This window comes from Mesorhizobium silamurunense (genome assembly GCF_014843825.1).
GTDB classification, from domain to species: domain Bacteria; phylum Pseudomonadota; class Alphaproteobacteria; order Rhizobiales; family Rhizobiaceae; genus Mesorhizobium; species Mesorhizobium silamurunense.
In genome coordinates this window covers 1-16665 of record NZ_JHQR01000261.1, presented here as the reverse complement: position 1 = coordinate 16665, position 16665 = coordinate 1, and the positions used below count along the sequence as shown (strand labels likewise).

Annotated in this window: 19 protein-coding genes and 1 tRNA gene; 11 read left to right on the top strand and 9 right to left on the bottom strand. The window is 62.8% G+C overall.

From position 1 onward, the window contains the following. The 5 genes from DH10_RS27285 to DH10_RS27265 all read left to right on the top strand — a co-directional run. A partial coding sequence (locus DH10_RS27285; protein ID WP_192385563.1) for a hypothetical protein occupies positions 1-203 on the top strand: 203 nt, incomplete at its 5' end. Positions 204-261: 58 nt separating this feature from the next. Next, positions 262-1446: a mannonate dehydratase gene (gene uxuA, locus DH10_RS27280; RefSeq protein WP_192254824.1), complete on the top strand. Its 1185-nt coding sequence runs from the start codon at positions 262-264 to the stop codon at positions 1444-1446. A 120-nt stretch (positions 1447-1566) separates the two neighbouring features. Next, complete coding sequence (locus tag DH10_RS27275; RefSeq protein WP_312891321.1) at positions 1567-2553, top strand: trimethylamine methyltransferase family protein; 987 nt, start codon at positions 1567-1569, stop codon at positions 2551-2553. A 7-nt stretch (positions 2554-2560) separates the two neighbouring features. After that, the gene (locus tag DH10_RS27270; protein WP_192254822.1) at positions 2561-3670 is read left to right on the top strand and encodes a mandelate racemase/muconate lactonizing enzyme family protein; all 1110 of its coding nucleotides are present in this window, start codon (positions 2561-2563) and stop codon (positions 3668-3670) included. Next, positions 3670-4722: a GlxA family transcriptional regulator gene (locus DH10_RS27265; protein WP_192385562.1), complete on the top strand. Its 1053-nt coding sequence runs from the start codon at positions 3670-3672 to the stop codon at positions 4720-4722. The genes DH10_RS27270 and DH10_RS27265 overlap by 1 nt, the downstream gene beginning before the upstream one ends. Positions 4723-4973: 251 nt before the next feature. Here DH10_RS27265 and DH10_RS27260 read toward each other — a convergent pair. Beyond that, a tRNA-Met gene (locus tag DH10_RS27260) sits at positions 4974-5050 on the bottom strand. 229 nt (positions 5051-5279) lie between these two features. Between DH10_RS27260 and DH10_RS27255 the strand changes: the two genes are divergently transcribed. Continuing rightward, entirely contained in the window at positions 5280-6245 is a 966-nt protein-coding gene (locus tag DH10_RS27255) for a Gfo/Idh/MocA family protein (RefSeq protein ID WP_192254818.1), read from the top strand. 51 nt (positions 6246-6296) lie between these two features. Here DH10_RS27255 and mnmA read toward each other — a convergent pair whose 3' ends face one another. Beyond that, a complete protein-coding gene (gene mnmA / locus DH10_RS27250; protein ID WP_192254816.1) occupies positions 6297-7487 on the bottom strand; it encodes a tRNA 2-thiouridine(34) synthase MnmA in 1191 nt (396 codons plus the stop codon). A gap of 270 nt (positions 7488-7757) precedes the next feature. Here mnmA and sciP point away from each other — a divergent pair, with 270 nt between their 5' ends. Beyond that, entirely contained in the window at positions 7758-8033 is a 276-nt protein-coding gene (sciP, locus tag DH10_RS27245; RefSeq protein WP_013529904.1) for a CtrA inhibitor SciP, read from the top strand. 68 nt (positions 8034-8101) lie between these two features. Here sciP and DH10_RS27240 read toward each other — a convergent pair whose 3' ends face one another. Beyond that, a complete protein-coding gene (locus DH10_RS27240; RefSeq protein ID WP_192254814.1) occupies positions 8102-9028 on the bottom strand; it encodes an NADP-dependent oxidoreductase in 927 nt (308 codons plus the stop codon). A 91-nt stretch (positions 9029-9119) separates the two neighbouring features. Here DH10_RS27240 and DH10_RS27235 point away from each other — a divergent pair, with 91 nt between their 5' ends. Continuing rightward, the gene (locus tag DH10_RS27235; RefSeq protein ID WP_192254812.1) at positions 9120-9521 is read left to right on the top strand and encodes a winged helix-turn-helix transcriptional regulator; all 402 of its coding nucleotides are present in this window, start codon (positions 9120-9122) and stop codon (positions 9519-9521) included. 76 nt (positions 9522-9597) lie between these two features. Here the strand turns inward: DH10_RS27235 and DH10_RS27230 are convergent, their stop codons facing one another. Beyond that, complete coding sequence (locus tag DH10_RS27230; RefSeq protein WP_192254810.1) at positions 9598-9975, bottom strand: flagellar export protein FliJ; 378 nt, start codon at positions 9973-9975, stop codon at positions 9598-9600. A 447-nt stretch (positions 9976-10422) separates the two neighbouring features. Here DH10_RS27230 and ctrA point away from each other — a divergent pair, with 447 nt between their 5' ends. Further along, a complete protein-coding gene (ctrA, locus tag DH10_RS27225) occupies positions 10423-11118 on the top strand; it encodes a response regulator transcription factor CtrA (RefSeq protein WP_006203583.1) in 696 nt (231 codons plus the stop codon). Positions 11119-11185: 67 nt separating this feature from the next. On the opposite strand, the gene DH10_RS27220 is transcribed toward ctrA, so the two are convergent. Both DH10_RS27220 and chpT read right to left on the bottom strand, forming a co-directional pair. Next, on the bottom strand, positions 11186-11554 hold the full coding sequence (locus tag DH10_RS27220) for a response regulator (protein WP_192254808.1): 369 nt from the start codon (positions 11552-11554) through the stop codon (positions 11186-11188). 232 nt (positions 11555-11786) lie between these two features. Continuing rightward, positions 11787-12416, bottom strand: a complete 630-nt coding sequence (chpT, locus tag DH10_RS27215) for a histidine phosphotransferase ChpT (RefSeq protein WP_192254806.1) — start codon at positions 12414-12416, stop codon at positions 11787-11789. 386 nt (positions 12417-12802) lie between these two features. Between chpT and DH10_RS27210 the strand changes: the two genes are divergently transcribed. Together DH10_RS27210 and DH10_RS27205 are read left to right on the top strand one after the other, a co-directional pair. Then, positions 12803-13339 carry a DUF1134 domain-containing protein gene (locus tag DH10_RS27210; protein ID WP_246506462.1) on the top strand — a complete coding sequence of 179 codons (537 nt, stop codon included), beginning with the start codon at positions 12803-12805 and terminating at the stop codon, positions 13337-13339. A 140-nt stretch (positions 13340-13479) separates the two neighbouring features. After that, positions 13480-14625, top strand: a complete 1146-nt coding sequence (locus DH10_RS27205; RefSeq protein ID WP_192254802.1) for a coiled-coil domain-containing protein — start codon at positions 13480-13482, stop codon at positions 14623-14625. Between the two features lie 36 nt (positions 14626-14661). Here DH10_RS27205 and DH10_RS27200 read toward each other — a convergent pair whose 3' ends face one another. The 3 genes from DH10_RS27200 to DH10_RS27190 all read right to left on the bottom strand — a co-directional run. Continuing rightward, positions 14662-15459 carry a TrmH family RNA methyltransferase gene (locus DH10_RS27200; RefSeq protein WP_192254800.1) on the bottom strand — a complete coding sequence of 266 codons (798 nt, stop codon included), beginning with the start codon at positions 15457-15459 and terminating at the stop codon, positions 14662-14664. Between the two features lie 56 nt (positions 15460-15515). Continuing rightward, positions 15516-15854: an ArsR/SmtB family transcription factor gene (locus DH10_RS27195; RefSeq protein ID WP_192254798.1), complete on the bottom strand. Its 339-nt coding sequence runs from the start codon at positions 15852-15854 to the stop codon at positions 15516-15518. Positions 15855-16019: 165 nt separating this feature from the next. Then, positions 16020-16665 (bottom strand): HugZ family pyridoxamine 5'-phosphate oxidase (locus tag DH10_RS27190; protein WP_192385561.1); only part of this gene is annotated, 646 nt, incomplete at its 5' end.

The following is a 16665-nucleotide window of genomic DNA, read 5'->3' as shown; positions in this document are numbered from 1 at the left end:
CGGCGTCGACCGCCGAGCTGCCGCCGGCGCGGCGGGCGACGACATTGTCGCGCACGGCGTGGGAGTTTTCCGACATCAATCCTCCTAAATTGTTGGACCACAATATCGTAAGATTTGGAGAAAACAACCAGTTTAGAGCACTTCAGAGTGAATTGCGCGAATATTCCGCAGGCAAAACCAGCTCGGCGATCGTCGAAATTTAATTTGACTCGCATTGTGGTCCAACAATAAGTTCAGGCTTTCTCGAAAAGGAAAGCGGCGATGGAACAATGCTGGCGTTGGTATGGTCCGGACGATCCGGTGACACTCGATCATGTCAAGCAGGCGGGGGCGACCGGTGTCGTCTCGGCCCTGCACGACATCTATGACGGACGCGCCTGGCCGCTGGAAAACATCCTGGAACGCAAGCGGATCATCGAGGCTGCAGGGCTGACCTGGTCGGTCGTCGAGAGCATTCCCGTCCACAACTCGATCAAGATCGGCTCGCCGGAACGGCTCCGCTATGCCGGCTTCTACAAGGACACGATCCGCGCGCTGGCCGAAGCCGGCATCGCGACGATCTGCTACAATTTCATGCCCGTGGTCGACTGGACCCGCACTGATCTGGCTTACCGCCTTCCGACGACGGGTTATGCGTTGCGCTTCGACGCGATCGATTTCGCGGCTTACGACCTGTTCGTGCTGAAGCGCGGGAATGCCGAGGCCGGGTACAGCGCCGCGCGCATCGCTGAGGCAGAAGCGCGATTGAAGGAGCTCGGCGACGAGAAGATCGACAGGATCGAGCGCAACCTCATCGCCGGCCTGCCCGCCACCGAACGCAGCTACAACCGTGACAGTTTTCGCGAGGCCTTGGCCGAATACGAAGCAATCGGACCAAAGGAATTGCGCGACAATCTCGCCTGGTTCCTGCGCGAGATCATTCCGGTCGCCGAACAGGAAGGGTTGCGCATGTGCATCCATCCCGACGACCCGCCCTTTTCGCTTTACGGCCTGCCGCGCATCGTTTCGACGGCCGAGGACGCGCGCTTCATCCTCGACGCCGTCGACAGCCCGGCCAACGGCCTGACTTTCTGCACTGGCTCCTACGGCACGCGCGCCGACAACGACATCGTCGCCATGATCAAGGAATTCGCCGGCCGCATCCATTTCGTCCATCTGCGCAACGTCACCATCGAAGATGATGGCTCCTTTTATGAAGCGGAGCATCTCGAGGGCGGCACCGACATGGCGCATGTCATCCTTGCCCTGATGCGGGAGGAGGCACGGCGTCGGAAGGAGGGCCGCGCCGACTGGCGCATTCCGATGCGGCCCGATCACGGACATCTGCTCGCCGACGACATCGGCAAGACCAGGATCAATCCCGGTTACTCGCTGATCGGCCGGCTGAAGGGCCTCGCCGAACTGCGCGGCATCATGCGGGCCGTCGAGAGGTTTGATCTGGCTTGAGGCCGCGACCAAGGAGGGAAGAATGGGCTGCGAGCGCCTTGAGGACGGATTTGGTGGTGACCGTGCCGACCGGCGTTCCGTCGTCCTGGACCACGATCAAAGCGCGCCGCTCTTTCGACAATTCATCGAGATAGGGGGCGATCAGGTCCCACCTCGCCGAAGAACGCCGAGGATGTGCTCGACATGTGCGAGATCCTGTTCGGCGAAGATTTCCTCGAGACGCATGCGGTGACGACCGGCAATTGCAACGGCAATTCACCGCTGGTCTGGGACCAGGTGATGCTGGGCGCCATGCGCGCCTTCTGCCGGCGCAACCAGCCGGTGCTATGCTCGCCCTTCGTTCTCGGCGGCGCCAACACGCCGGCTTCGACCGCGGCGGCAGTGGCGCAGCTCAACGCCGAGGCGCTTTCCGCGCTCGCCTATACTCAGGTGGTGCGCAAGGGCTGCCCGGCGATCTACGGACACTATCTCTCGACCGTCTCGATGCAGTCGGGCGCGCCGATGGCGGGCACGCCGGAAATCTCGCTCATGAACTTCATGATCGGGCAGATGGCGCGCCGCTACAACGTGCCGTGGCGAACGTCGAACCTGCTCGGCGGCGCCAAGGTCTTCGATGCGCAGGCCGGCTATGAGAGCGCGATGACCATGATGGCCGTGCTGATGTCGGGCGCCAACTACATCTGGCATTCGGCGGGCTGGAACGAAGCCGGCATGCATTGCTCGATCGCCAAGTTCGTGGTCGACGCCGAGGTCTGCGCCATGGGCTATCGCATGACGCAAGGCATCCAGTGGGACGATTTCGACGAGGCCCTGGCCGCGGTGCGCGACGTCGGGCCGGGCGGTCACTATCTCGGTCATCCGCATACGCAGGCCAACTTCGAACGAGCGTTCTTCATCCCAAAACTGTTCGACAACAACTCGATCGAGCAGTGGTACGCGGACGGCGCCAAGGACATCAAGCAACGCGCGCTGGAGCATGCGCGCCGGCTGCTGGCAGAGTATGAAGAGCCCAGGCTCGATATTGCGAAAGATGAGGAGCTGCCCGCCTATATCGACCGGCGCTCGCGCGAGATCCCCGCGGTCGATGCATTGAACGAGGAATACTGAGACCGTCATGCGCATTGAAAGGATCAACATCTATACGACCGAGCTGCCGGTGAAGGGCGGCATCTATCGCATGGCGAGCGACAACGTGGAGTCGCTGGACAGCACGCTTGTCGAGATCGTCACCAATGACGGGCTCACCGGCTGGGGCGAGACCTGCCCGATCGGCCCGGTTTACCAGCCGCACCATGCATTGGGCGCCCGTGCCGCGATCGCCGAAATCGCCCCGGGCCTCATCGGGTCAGAGATCGCCTCGATCAGGCTTCTGGCGAAACGGATGGACGAGCGCCTGAACGGGCACGGCTATGCCAAGGCCGCGTTCGACATGGCCTTTCTCGACCTCCTTGGCCAGAAGCTCGGCGTGCCGGTCTCGACGCTGCTGGGCGGTGCTTTGACCGACCGCGTGCCTGCCTACTACTCGCTGATCGTCGGTTCGCCGGAGGAGACCGCCCGCATCGCGGCCGACAAGGTGAAGGCCGGCTATCCACGTCTTCAGGTGAAGATCGGCGGCCGCAACCTCGAGGAGGATGTGGCGACCGTCCACAAGGTTTGGGAGGCGGTGGGCTACAAGGCGCGCATCGCGGTCGACGGCAACCGAGGCCTGACGGTCGCCTCCGCTATCCATCTCGACCGGCTTTGCCAGGCCGTCCCTTTCGTTTTCGAGCAGCCCTGCAACACCATGGACGAGGTCGCCACGCTGAAAGGCAGGGTGACGCATCCGGTGTATCTGGACGAAAATACCGAGGACCAGAACGCGGTCCTGAGGGCGATTTCGCTGGGCATCGCGGACGGCTTCGGCTTCAAGGTGACACGCCTCGGCGGTCTCACCAAGATGACGACCGTGCGCGATCTTTGCGCCATTCGCTCCTTGCCGCACAGCTGCGACGACGCCTGGGGCGGCGACATCATCGCTGCGGCGTGTGTCCATCTAGCCGCTACGGTCGAGCCGCGCCGCATGGAAGGCGCATGGATCGCGCAGGAATATATCGAAGGGCATTTCGACGCGAAGAACCCGGTCGTTATCGAAAAGGGTCATATCGCCGTGCCGCAGCGGCCTGGGCTGGGCGTGAAACCGGAACCCGGCATGTTCGGCAAGCCGGTGGCCACATACGGGACCTGATGAACGCGCCCGCCAACATCAGCGCAATGAAGGCGCTGACCACGCCGGAGACGACGGCCGCCCTCCGCCCGTTTGACGTCGCGGTGTTGGTGTTGCCCGGTTTTTCCCACCTCGCGCTTCACGCCTATATCGAGCCGTTCCGCATCGCCAATGCGGTCTCCCGGTTGCCGCTGTTTTGCTGGCAAATCGTAGGAACGAGCAGGCAACCCGTCGAGGGGGCAAACGGGCTTTCGGTCGCGGTCAATGCTTCGATGGACGAGCTCGTGGCCGGCATTGGCGACCGCAGAGCCGATCAACTCGCCATTATCGCCGGTGAACCGGTGGAAAAGCAGCTGACGCCTCAGCTCAATGCTTTCCTGCGGGTCGTCGCCCGGCGCGGAGTGCCGATCTCGGCGGTTGGCACGGCAACCTGGCTGCTTGCCCTGACCGGCCTTCTGGCGGGCACACGCTGCACGATCCACTGGTCGCGGCTCGCGGCGTTTTCCGAAGTGTTTCACAAGCCGCGCATCCGCGACTCCCTCTTCGTCAAGGATGGCCAGTATCCGACCTGCGCCGGCGAACTGGCGGCGTTCGATCTCGCGGTGGATCTCATCGGCAGCCATACCGGCGGCTTTGTTGCGCAGGAGGTCTGCCGCCATGCGACGGTCGAGGGCCAGCGCTCCGGCTCGAACCGGCAGACGGGCCCGTCGGGTCTGGCGTTTGCGGGCGTGAGCGACAAGCTGGTGCTAGCGATGCGGGTCATGGAGGAGAATGTGGAATTCCCGCTTTCCATGGACGAGGTGGCGCAGCGGGGCGGAATTTCCCGCCGGCAGCTCGAACGGCTGTTTGCCACTCACATAGGACAGCCGCCGGTGCGCCATTATCTGCGGATCAGGGTCGACCACGCCAAGCGGCTGATAGAAGGCACGCGGATGCCGATCATCGACATCGCCATCGCCTGCGGCTTCATGTCCGCCTCGCACTTTGCGAAGTGTTTCAGAGCTTTCAACAGATTTTCTCCGCAGCAATGCCGCGCGATGGTCCCCGCTTGGGTCGGCCCTGGACTGGGGTGAAGCAGACCTGTGCAGTTCTCCTTGGTCTCCTTGGAATTGTTCCGCGAGTCTCGGGAAGCAAATGCAGGGTGTCCGCTTCCGACAGGAGGTCGGCACTACGTTGGATGCAAAGGTCGGTTCTCTCGCCAATTCCCGAAAGCGGACGTTGCGCAAGCGGCCCATTGTGGTCGTTCGACGCGCGCTGGGGTTGCCAAGGCGCCGGGGTAGCGGCAGCGCCCAATGGCTTCAGCTAAGTTATTGATTTTATTATATGGTAGCGGAGGAGGGACTTGAACCCCCGACCCCAGGATTATGATTCCCGTGCTCTAACCAACTGAGCTACTCCGCCAGGAGCGGCGAAGAGGCTCGAAGAACCGCACGGATCGTGGGCAGTTCGAGGCGTTCGCCGAGGTCGCGCGGATATAAGGTTGGCAGGGCAAAGCTGTCAAGCCGGACGCATCAGCATAATCTCATCCCAGAAAAGCTTTGCCGGGCAGACGCTGAAGCGCATGCATCGGGGTTGAGTTCGACGGGGCACGTCGCTATGTCTCGGCCATGAAATTCTAGAGTTTGAACGAATGAAGCTGCGCATCGCCGTCCTCGGTTGCGGATACTGGGGCAGCAACCACATCCGCACCCTCAAGGCGCTCGGCGCGCTCCATGCCGTTTCAGACGTCAACCGCGCCCGTGCCGAAGGGTTCGCCAGCGAGCAGGATTGCCTGGCGATAGAGCCGGACCGGCTCTTCGAACGCGCCGATATCGACGCCATCGTCATGGCGCTGCCGCCGCAATTCCATGCCGACACGGCGGTGCGCGCCGTCGAGAGCGGCAAGGACGTGCTGGTGGAGAAGCCGATCGCGCTGACTGTCGCGGGCGCCGAGCGCTCGGTGCAGGCGGCAAGGAAGAACAGCCGCGTCTTCATGGTCGGCCACGTGCTGCGCTTCCATCCCGCTTTCGAGACGCTGAAGGCGCTGATCGACAACGGCGAGCTCGGCGAAGTGCGCTACATCCACTCGCACCGGCTCGGCCTCGGCAAGTTCCACACCGAGAACGACGCGCTCTGGGACCTGGCGCCGCATGACCTCTCAATGATCCTCGCCATCACCGGCACCGAGCCGATCGAAGTCAGGGGCGAGGGCGCGGCGCTGCTCGACAATCTCAGCGACTTCGCGCATCTGCACATGCGCTTTCCCAACGGCGTGCGCAGCCATCTCTTCGCCTCGCGGCTCAACCCCTATCGCGAGCGCCGGCTCACCGTGGTGGGCACCAAGGCGATGGCGGTGTTCGACGATGTCGAGCCCTGGGAGCGCAAGCTTGCCGTCTACCGGCATGCGGTCTGGCAGGACAGCGGTCAGTGGGCCTTCACCGCCAACGAGCCTTCTTACGTGGCGGTCGGCGAAGGCATGCCGCTGACGCGCGAGCTCGCGCATTTCATGCAGTGCATCGAAACGCGCGCCGAACCGCGCACTGATGGCGAGGAAGCGATCCGGGTGCTGCGCATTCTCACGGCGGGAACGGTGACGCATAGCGGCTCGGCTGCCTGAGCCATTCGCAAGACAAATCCTGGGCTGAAGCGCCCGGTCGACGGACGCTAGTTACTCGGCGGGGATGTGCGCGGGCCGCGCCGCAAGCCTGGAAAGCATCGCCTCGGCCTCTGCACCGCGCTCGGAGCGCTCGATGAAGCCGCCGCCGAACACACGCGCCTCATTGCCGTCGTCGGAATAGAGCACGCAGGCCTGTCCGGGCGCGATGCCGGATTCGCCGTCGACCAGCTCGACAGACGTCACGCCGTCGCGATGACGCAGCACGGCCGGGCGCGGCGGCCTGGTCGAACGGACTTTTGCGAAAAGCTCGATCCCGCCGTCCGGAACGTCGGAGAGCGGGCCGTCGCCGAGCCAGTTCATGGCGCGCAGGTAGATCTTGTGCGTCTCCAGCGCCTCGCGCGGGCCGACAATGACGCGGGCGCGATCGGCGTCGAGATGAACGACATAGAGCGGCTCGCCGGAGGCGATGCCGATGCCCCGGCGCTGGCCGATCGTATAGCGCAGGATGCCTTCATGGCGGCCGAGCACGCGGCCGTCGATATGGACGATGTCGCCAGGGTTGGCAGCCGCCGGCTTCAGCTTGGCGATGATGTCGGAATACTTGCCCTGCGGCACGAAGCAGATGTCCTGGCTGTCCTGCTTGGCAGCCACCGTCAGCCCCATCTCTTCGGCAATCGTTCGCACCTGCGGCTTGGAGAGACCGCCGAGCGGGAAACGCAGATAGTCGATCTGCGCCTGCGTGGTGGCGAACAGGAAATAGCTCTGGTCGCGATCTGCATCGACCGGCCGGTAGAGCGCGCGATGCGCGCCATTGGCGCGCGAGCGGATGTAGTGGCCGGTGGCTAAAGCGTCGGCGCCGAGATCCTGCGCGGTGGCCAAAAGGTCGGCGAACTTCACCGTCTGGTTGCAGGACACGCAAGGGATCGGCGTCTCACCGGCGACATAGCTCTCGGCGAAGGGATCGATGACCGCCTTGCGGAAGCGCTCTTCATAGTCGAGCACGTAATGCGGAATGCCGAGCGTCTCGGAGACGCGGCGGGCATCGTCGATGTCCTGGCCGGCGCAGCAGGAACCTGCCCGGTGCGTCGCCGCGCCATGGTCGTAGAGCTGCAGGGTGACGCCGACGACATCATAGCCTTCGCGCTTCAGGATACCGGCAACGACCGACGAATCGACGCCGCCCGACATGGCGACGACGACGCGGGTGTTTTCTGGGCGTCCGGGAAGGTCGAGGCTGTTCATGGTTCTTTCAATCTGCGTGGCGCTGGCTGCCAATGGCCGGAATATAGGTCAAGCGCCCCGGCTGCGCCAGCTTGCCTCCTCAAGCGATTTTCTCGGCGATTTTTCCCGGCAAAATCAGGGCGAGGACCGCGATTGGCTCAAATGCCGAACAAAACCCTAACGCGACGTTCACGATCCTTACCTAGTCATTAGGGTTCGCTTAGGCAATTTTTAAAGCTGTGGCGGTACTGTGGCGGGGATTGGGTCTTTGAGTTTTTAGTAGAGAGTACGATGACCGATCTGGTTAGACCTAGAGTCAAATATGTTATCGGGCCTGACGGCAGCCCTCTTACGATAGCCGATCTGCCGCCGACGAATACACGGCGCTGGGTTATCCGGCGCAAGGCGGAAGTGGTCGCTGCGGTGCGCGGCGGACTGCTCAGCCTCGACGAAGCCTGCCAGCGCTACAAGCTCACAACCGAGGAATTTCTCTCCTGGCAGGCATCGATCGACGAATATGGCCTTGCCGGGCTGCGCACGACGCGCATCCAGCAATACCGTCACTAGACTCCGACTGTCGAGACTGAAAGGGCGCGGAATTCCGCGCCCTTTCAGTTTTCGGAGAGACCTTCCACTCAGACTGTCAGCACGACCTTGCCGATCGGCCGGGTTGTAAGGAAGGCATGGGCGGCGCCCGCCTGATCGAGCGGGAAAGCCTTCGCCACATGAGCCGACAGCTTTTTCGCATCGACCAGCTTGGCCAGCTCGACGAGGCCCTCGCGATCGGGCACCACCGACATGCGTTCGACGCGAATGCCGCGCGCGCTGGCTTTGGCCCTGGTGGCATCATGAACGTTTAGCAGCGACACCAAGACGCCACCGTCGCGCAGCGCCCTCAGCGATTCGTCGGCGTGGTCGCCGCCGACCGTCTCCAGCACCAGGTCGAAGTCGCCGGCCCTCCCGGTGAAATCCTCCTTGGTATAGTCGATCACCTCATCGGCGCTGAGCGCGCGAACGAAATCGAGCTTGTCCGGACTGGCGGTCGAGACGACATAGGTGCCCAGCGCCTTGGCGATCTGCACCGCCAGATGGCCGACGCCGCCGGCGCCGGCATGGATCAGCGCTCGCTGGCCGGATTGCAGACGGCCGAGCCGGACAAGGCCTTGCCAGGCGGTGAGGCCGGCGAGCGGCAGCGCCGCCGCATGGGCATTATCGATGCCGCCAGGCTTGACGGCGATCTCGTCCGCCGGGGCGGCCGCGAGCTCGGCATAGGCTCCGGCCTGTTTGGGAAAGCGCGGCATGCCGAACACCTCGTCGCCGACCTTGAAGGCGGTGACGCCGGCGCCCACCGCCTCGACGGTTCCGGAAATATCCCAGCCGAGAATGAAGGGCGGCTCGCCGAGCAGCGGGTAAAAGCCGCCGCGCACGGCGCCGTCGACAGGGTTGATGCCGGCCGCCTTGACGCGAACCAGCACCTCACCGGGCTTGGGCGACGGATCAGGTCGCTCCGCAACAAAAAGGACGTCGGGTCCACCGACGGAGTACTGGATAACGGCACGCATGGAAGCCTCCTTTTCGATTGGCATGCCGCTATCATCTGGATAGTAATAATTATCTTGTCCAGTATGCACCTTTACGATATATAGGTACCTTATGGATAGTAAAAACGCTCCCTTCGGTTACGACGCGTTCCGGCGCACCTGCCCATCGCATACCGTGCTCGAGATGCTGGCCAGCAAATGGGTTTACCTGATCGTTTGCGCGCTGCGGCGCGGCCGCATGCGCAATGGCGAGCTGGCGCGCAAGCTGGAAGGCATCACGCCGAAAATGCTGACCCAGACGTTGCGTGTGCTGGAGCGCGACGGCCTTGTCCGGCGCGAAGTGTTCCCGGTCATCCCGCCGCGGGTCGAGTATGAGCTGACCGAGCTTGGCCAGAATCTTGCGGGACTGCTCAACCAGATCCGCTCCTGGGCGGAAGAGCATGCGCACGACATCAAGGATGCCCGTGCCAGGGCATCGGCGAACCATCAGGGCGATATGGCAATGCTGCCTTGACGTAGGAGCGCGGGCAGGAACTGGCCCTTAAGGCGATGCCGGAGGATCCCGGCGATAGCGGCAAAGCGCGCCGGGCTCAGCCGATCATGGCGCTGCGGCCGCCCACTTCCGCGTCGCGGATCTTGCTGTCGCGCGATTCCAGCATCTCGGCCTTGGAAAGCTCCGCTTCAGCTTCGCCGAGTAATGATTCGGCTATGGTTCGCTGCTGGGCAAGGTCGCTCTGCGAGTTCCTGAGGTTGTCGCGGCGCAGGCGTGCCGCCTTGGCGAAGGTCGGATAGGCAAAATGATTAATGTCGGTGATGCCGGCTTTTTTCTCTTCGGCGACGATCTGCGCCTCCAATTCGACGGCCATGCGTTCGAACTCGGCGATCATCATGTCCAGCTGCAACAGCTGGCGCCGCTTCTCATTCACCTGAAACTGCTTCAGCCGAACGAGGTTTTCACGTGACTTCATGACTCGGTACTCCGCAAACGCACACCTGCTTATCGTCCCATCGGCCCCGAAAGGCCCAAGCGTCGCCCGTTTCCCCCGGCTTTCCCCATTCTATGGGAAACAAAGCCCTAAAGATTTTTGCCGGCGGTAACCATTCGTTTACGGGCATTGTTAATCATACGGGCGAGGACTTAAGGCCGGGTAAAAATTCCGGCAGCGGCGGGAAGCGCGGCCTGCGAGTCTCTGGAGTCACTTAGACTGGCTTATTAATGTGGTACATGAGCGATTTGGGTCTATGATTCGTTATTAGATTCAAGTGGGTGTAGAAAGGGGTTAAAAATTCTGATATCGTGACCGACACGAAATTAGGATTTGTTAACCAGTCGGTGGCACCCTCTGTTCAGGCAATCACTGCTCCGGGTCCCGGACGGGCCGTGACAGGGTCCGGCAGCAGAAAAGGGGAATGAAATGCGTGTTCTGCTGATTGAAGACGACAGTGCAACCGCACAAAGCATCGAGCTGATGCTGAAATCGGAAAGCTTCAACGTCTATACGACCGATCTCGGCGAAGAAGGGGTCGATCTCGGCAAGCTCTACGACTACGACATCATCCTTCTCGATCTCAATCTTCCCGACATGTCGGGCTACGAGGTGCTGCGCACGCTTCGCCTCTCCAAGGTCAAGACGCCGATCTTGATCCTCTCCGGCATGGCCGGCATCGAGGACAAGGTGCGCGGCCTCGGTTTCGGCGCCGACGACTATATGACGAAGCCTTTCCACAAGGACGAGCTGGTGGCGCGCATCCACGCCATCGTGCGCCGCTCCAAGGGCCATGCCCAGTCGGTCATCACCACTGGCGACCTGGTGGTCAATCTCGATGCCAAGACCGTCGAGGTCGGCGGCCAGCGCGTGCACCTGACCGGCAAGGAATACCAGATGCTGGAGCTGCTCTCGCTGCGCAAGGGCACGACACTGACCAAGGAGATGTTCCTGAACCACCTCTATGGCGGCATGGACGAGCCGGAACTGAAGATCATCGACGTCTTCATCTGCAAGCTGCGCAAGAAGCTCGACGCGGCGTCCGGCGGCCAGAACTACATCGAGACCGTGTGGGGCCGCGGCTACGTGCTGCGCGAGCCGGAAGACATCCGCGTCAGCGCCTGAGCTAAGGCCAGGAAATTCAAAAAAACCCGGCTCCGGCCGGGTTTTTCATGCGCGAAAACCTACGAGATCAGGCGGCGATCTTCAGGACGCGGAAGCTCTCGAGCAATTGCGCCCGATTGAACGGCTTCAGAAGATAGCCCTGGGCGCCGGCCCGTTTCGCACGCATGATCGCGCCGACATCGACTTCGATCAGCGACACCAGGATCTGTGGCTTGACCGCAGCGTCTATGCCGCGGATGCGGCGAATGAGATCCGCGACCTGCATGTCCGCCAAGCCGCCGTCGACGACGACGACATCGGGCATATTGCCGGAGCAGATCTCGATGGCATCAAGCCCGGTGGCCGCTTCGATGACCACGATGTCCGAGCCGCCAAGGATACGCTTTGCGACCTTCCTGATGACGCTCGAATCGTCCACGAACAGGCAGCGCTTCATTTCCGGGTCCTCTTTGCCATCTGCCGAACCGGCAACCTCCGGTAACCTCGGGGCACCATAGGGCAATCTGGTAAAGAAGCCGAAAAGCCGTTAGGTAAAGTTTTTCCAAAGAGGCACTTGCGCGGTTTTTTACCGTCAAGCCGGCACGCCGGCAACAGCAGACGTTGCTTTGCTTGCGCTGCAAGCGACGACATCAGCGCAATAAATACTTGGCCTGTTCTTGGCCGTTGCCTCAGACCGCCGACAACACGATCTCGTCGGCGGTCGCATGGATCGAGATCGTCATGTTGGCTTCACGCGCCAGAAGCAGCGTGTAGTAGGGCTGGACCGAATGGGCGTCGATCGGCTCCTCGGGCTTGTGGCCGGAATGCAGCTCGAGGAATTTCGGCGGCACGCGCAGCATCGGACCGGCGGCCGACAGCGAAAAACGCGGCTCGGTCTCCAGGTTCTCCAGCGTGATCACCAGCTTGCCGCCGCGCGGTATGGCCGCGTTGGCGACGAGAATGAGGTTGAGCAGCAGCTTGACCTTGTTCTTGGGCAGCAGCGCGCGGGCGCCGTTCCAGACCAACTCCGGCTTCTCGTTCTTCAAGAAGGCGATGGCCACGGCCTCGGCGTCGCCGGTGTCGATCATCATACCGGCCGAGCCGGCGGCGCCGAAGGCGATGCGGGCAAACTGCAGCCGCGCCGAAGCGTTCCTGGCGCTCTGGCGAATCAGTTTCATGGCGTCTTCGTCGGCGCCGCCTTCGTCGAGCAGTTCGAGACCGTTGTTTATGGCGCCGACCGGCGAAATGATGTCATGGCACACGCGGCTGCACAGAAGCGCAGCCAGATCGGGAGCGGAGAGGGTGAAGAGCTCGGCCATCGGAGAAATCCCTGCTGGTTCACATATTCATGGCCGAGCGTTTTCGCGCCGCCACGCGAATCACGCTCTTTTCCAAGGCCTTCTGAATACACAGCGCCCGCCCATCCATCAACAAATCCGCGGCCACGGACGGCGAAAATGGAACGTTCACGCCGGGAAAACGAAGCTTATGGAGACCGTGTCGGGCCGCCAGCCTTCGAACCGCCATCTTCCTGCGCCAGCTTAATGGTTGAAAAAGGATTACGGCATAGTTTGCCAGTGATAGTCATCTCGAAACGGCCGCTAAGAGCCGTAGGGGTACGAGGCGTCGGCGAAAGTGCTCCCTGACGGAGATTGGAAGCATGTTTTCCCGATTCTATGACCGGACATTCGTCCGCGTCCTCACCATGACGATCGCCCTTATGGGTGCTGTCATCCTCTCAACCTCCGCGTCGCGGGCCCAGGAATACACCGCGCAGGAGATCATCGATTCCGGCCACAAGTTCTTCGGCGCCACGTCCGGCGGTCTCGCCACCGTGGTCGAAAAGATCTTTGCGTCCTACGGCCTGCCCAACGGCTACCTGCTCGGCGAGGAAGGATCCGGCGCGCTGATCGGCGGCCTGACCTATGGCGAGGGCACGCTCTACACCAAGAACGCCGGCGACCATAAGGTGTTCTGGCAGGGCCCGTCGCTCGGCTGGGATTTCGGCGGTGAAGGCTCGCGCGTGATGATGCTGGTCTACAATCTCGACGACATCAGCAGCCTCTACAACCGCTTCGGCGGCGTTGCCGGCTCCGCCTATGTCGTGGCGGGCGTCGGCTTCAACGTGCTGCAGAGCGACAGGGTGCTCATCGTCCCGATCCGCACCGGCGTCGGCGCCCGGCTCGGCGTCAATCTCGGCTATCTGAAGCTTACGGAACGGGCAACCTGGAATCCGTTCTGACCGGACAGGATTGTCACAACCGCCCGGATAAGACCGATCGCACCGCGGCATGCTCTTGCCGCGGCGCTGGATTTCCGCCATGCCAAGGTGGCACAGTCGGGCATTGGCGGGTTGCCGCCTCGCATACGGAATAGTCCACCTTGGTCCAGTCGATCCTGTTCTTCGCACTCGGCTTCCTCTGCGCCGTCTTTCTGGTGTCGCTGATTGCGCCGGCCGTCTGGCGGCGGGCCGTCGTCCTGACGCGCAGGCGCCTCGAGGCCTCGATGCCGCTGACGCCTGCCGAGATCCTGGCCGAGAAGGACCGGGTCCGCGCCGAGTTCGCCATGAACACGCGCCGGCTCGAGATGAACATCAAGAGCCTCAAGGAGAAGGTGGCCGAGCAACTGGTCGAGATCGGCCGCGGCAGTGAAGCCCTGAAGGGATTGGCGGTAGAGACGAAGGACAAGAACCAGGCGCTTTCCGATCTGCAGGCCAAGAACGCGGAGCTCAGGCAGCGCGAGGAAGAACTGCACAAGCTGTCGGAAAAGCTGGCGCAGACGGAGCGCTCCCTGGAGAAGCGCGCGCTGGAGCTGCAAAAGCTGGAGCAGATGTATGACGACGCCAGCTTCTCTTCCTCGAACCGCCAGATCGAACTCGTGGCCCGCGAATCGGAGCTGGACAAGCTCGCCAACGACATTGCGGTGCTGCGCAGCCAGCGCAAGGAAGCGGACCGGCGCAATCAGGAACTCGCCGCGGAAAGCAAAGCCGCCAGAGACACGCTCAAGGCGGAGAAGAAGCGAGCAACCGAGCTGGACAAGAAGGTCGAGCGACTGCTCGCGACCCTTGCCGATCGCGAGGAAAAGCTCGACAGACGCGAGAAGGAGCTTGCCCGGATGCGTGAACGCCCAAGCCAGGTTCACGCCGCAAACGGCGGAGCGCGCCAGGCCGACGAAGGCGGTGGCATCGACAAGGCCATCGCCAAGCTCGAAGGCGATCGCGAGCGGCTGGAGGCGAGGCTGACGGCGCTTGCGCGGGAAAACAAGCGGCTCAAGACCGATCTTGCCGTACTCGAAACGGCAAAGCCCGAACAGGCGGGCGATGCACGGCGCGCCGGTGCGGCGCTTCGCGACCAAATGAACGAGCTGGCGGCCGAGGTCGTCAATCTGACGATGAGGCTGGACGGGCCGGATTCGCCGATCGCCAAGGCCCTGGCGACCCCTCGCGACGGGCGGCAAGATATCGGCGAGCGCGGCACCAGCCTCGCGGACCGCGTAAGGGCCCTGCAGAAGGCCAACTCCACCAACTGATCCGAGTGCGGGCAGTCAGCCATGCGGCGCGGGCGGCTATCGGTTTGAGAAGTGATGCAGGGCGATGGCCGAGGCGGCTGCAACGTTCAGGCTGTCGAAACCCTCCGCCATGTCGATCCGTACGGTCCGCAAACGGTTGAGCAGGGCTTCGGGCAGGCCTTCGCCTTCCGTGCCGAGATAGAGCGCCAGCCGAGACGTTCTTTCCGCGGCGCGGATGTCGGTCTCGCCGCGCGGCGAGAGCGCGAGTTGGCTGAAGCCCAGCCGGTCAAGCGTTGCGGTCAAGCTTGGGGTGTCGCCGAAGGAGCCGAAGGGAACATTCAACACCGCGCCGACCGAAACACGGATCGCCTTGCGGTAAAGCGGATCGCAGCAGGTGGAATCCAGAAGCACGGCGTCGGCGCCAAAGGCCGCGGCGTTGCGGAAGATCGAGCCCATATTGTCGTGATTGGATATGCCGACCAGAACCACGACCAGCGCGCTTGCGGGCAAGGTTTCGAGAAGCGCCTCCGCCGGTCGAGGAGAGCCCCGAACGCCGATCGCCAATACGCCGCGATGCATGTGGAAGCCGGCGATCCCGTCCATGACTTCGCCGCCGGCGACATAGACGGGGAAGTCGGCCGGCGCCTTTCGCAAGACGCCTTCGAGGCCCGCCAGCCTGTTTTCCAGAATGAGAGCCGATTCCGCGGCGAAGCGTGCGTTCGACAACAGAAGATCCAGCACCACCTTGCCTTCCGCGACGAAGCGCCCGTGGCGGCCGACGAGATCGCGCTCGCGGATGTCGAGATAGCCGGCGACACGCGGATCTTGCGGGTCGTCGATGGGAATGAGCTTCATAGAAAATCTCGCTGGCGAACGATCGTCAGCGAGGTAGGGGCTTTGGAGAGCGCGGGTCAAGTCCCGGCGCGGCGCATCCTGTAGGCCATTTGGGACAGGTCGCCGTCGCCGAAAATGCCTTCCAGCATGCGAAGTAGCTCGCGCACCGCGTCGGACTTGCAGGAATAGTAGATCATCTGGCGATCGCGACGCGTCTCGACGATATCGAGCGCTCTCAGCTTGGCCAGATGCTGCGACAGAGCGGACTGGCTCAACTGAACTTTCTCGGCGATGGCACCGACCGACATTTCGCCGTCGATCAGATAACTGACGATCAGCAGCCGCTTTTCATTGCCCATGAGCGTCAGAAACGCGGCAGCCGATTCGGCGTTGGCGACTAGCTTGCTCGAGATCATAGATCCCCCATGTTTTCTGGCTCATCCAGCTGCCATGGGGGCAATGGCGGCTGATTTCCACGATGTTCAGGTCAGGAGGCGCCGCTGAATCAGCGCTGCAACAAAAGGTAGATCATTTTATCTAAATCTCAAGAGTTGCTTTCGATCTGGGACGATTAACTTTCGCTACTGTGCCTGGCCGGTGGCGCCTCCGGTCTTTGCCATCTCGACGAGCACGGACCGCAACTCGCGGGCAGCGCCCAAAGGCCGCGGGAAGAAGACCCTGCAGGTGGCGTCCGCAGAAGCCAGATCCATGCCGTCCGGATCGAAGCCTGTGGCGATCCAGCCATCGCCCTCTGCCCGGCCGAAATGGCGCGCATAGATGCCAAGCGCATCGCGATGGTCGGCGTTCATGTGGTCCAGCGCCGACTGTTCGCTGGCCGCCAGCTCCTCGACGACCGGCCCGACCGTGATCAGGTCGGCGCGATCCAGAAGATAGGCTTTGCCGAAGCCGCCGTTCAGACTGGCGCGCTCGGGCTCGAGCCGGAATATCGAGAAGTCGCCAAGCCCGGCATAGAGCTTCGCCTTCGGATTGCGGTTGAGATAGCGCCGTTCGGCGCGGCCGTGATCGGCCGATCCGCGCTCCAACCGCAGCGCCTGGCATACAAGCGTGATGCGCGGATGGGCGAGCGGATCGCCCTTGCCGGGTTCGCCGACGAGCAGCGAGCAGCGCGGGTCGGCCAGAATGGCGCCGGTATGGGCGGACAGCATCGAGACCAGGATCAGCGGCGCGCCGCCTATATCGGTCGCCACGCCGACCCGGCTTGCCAGC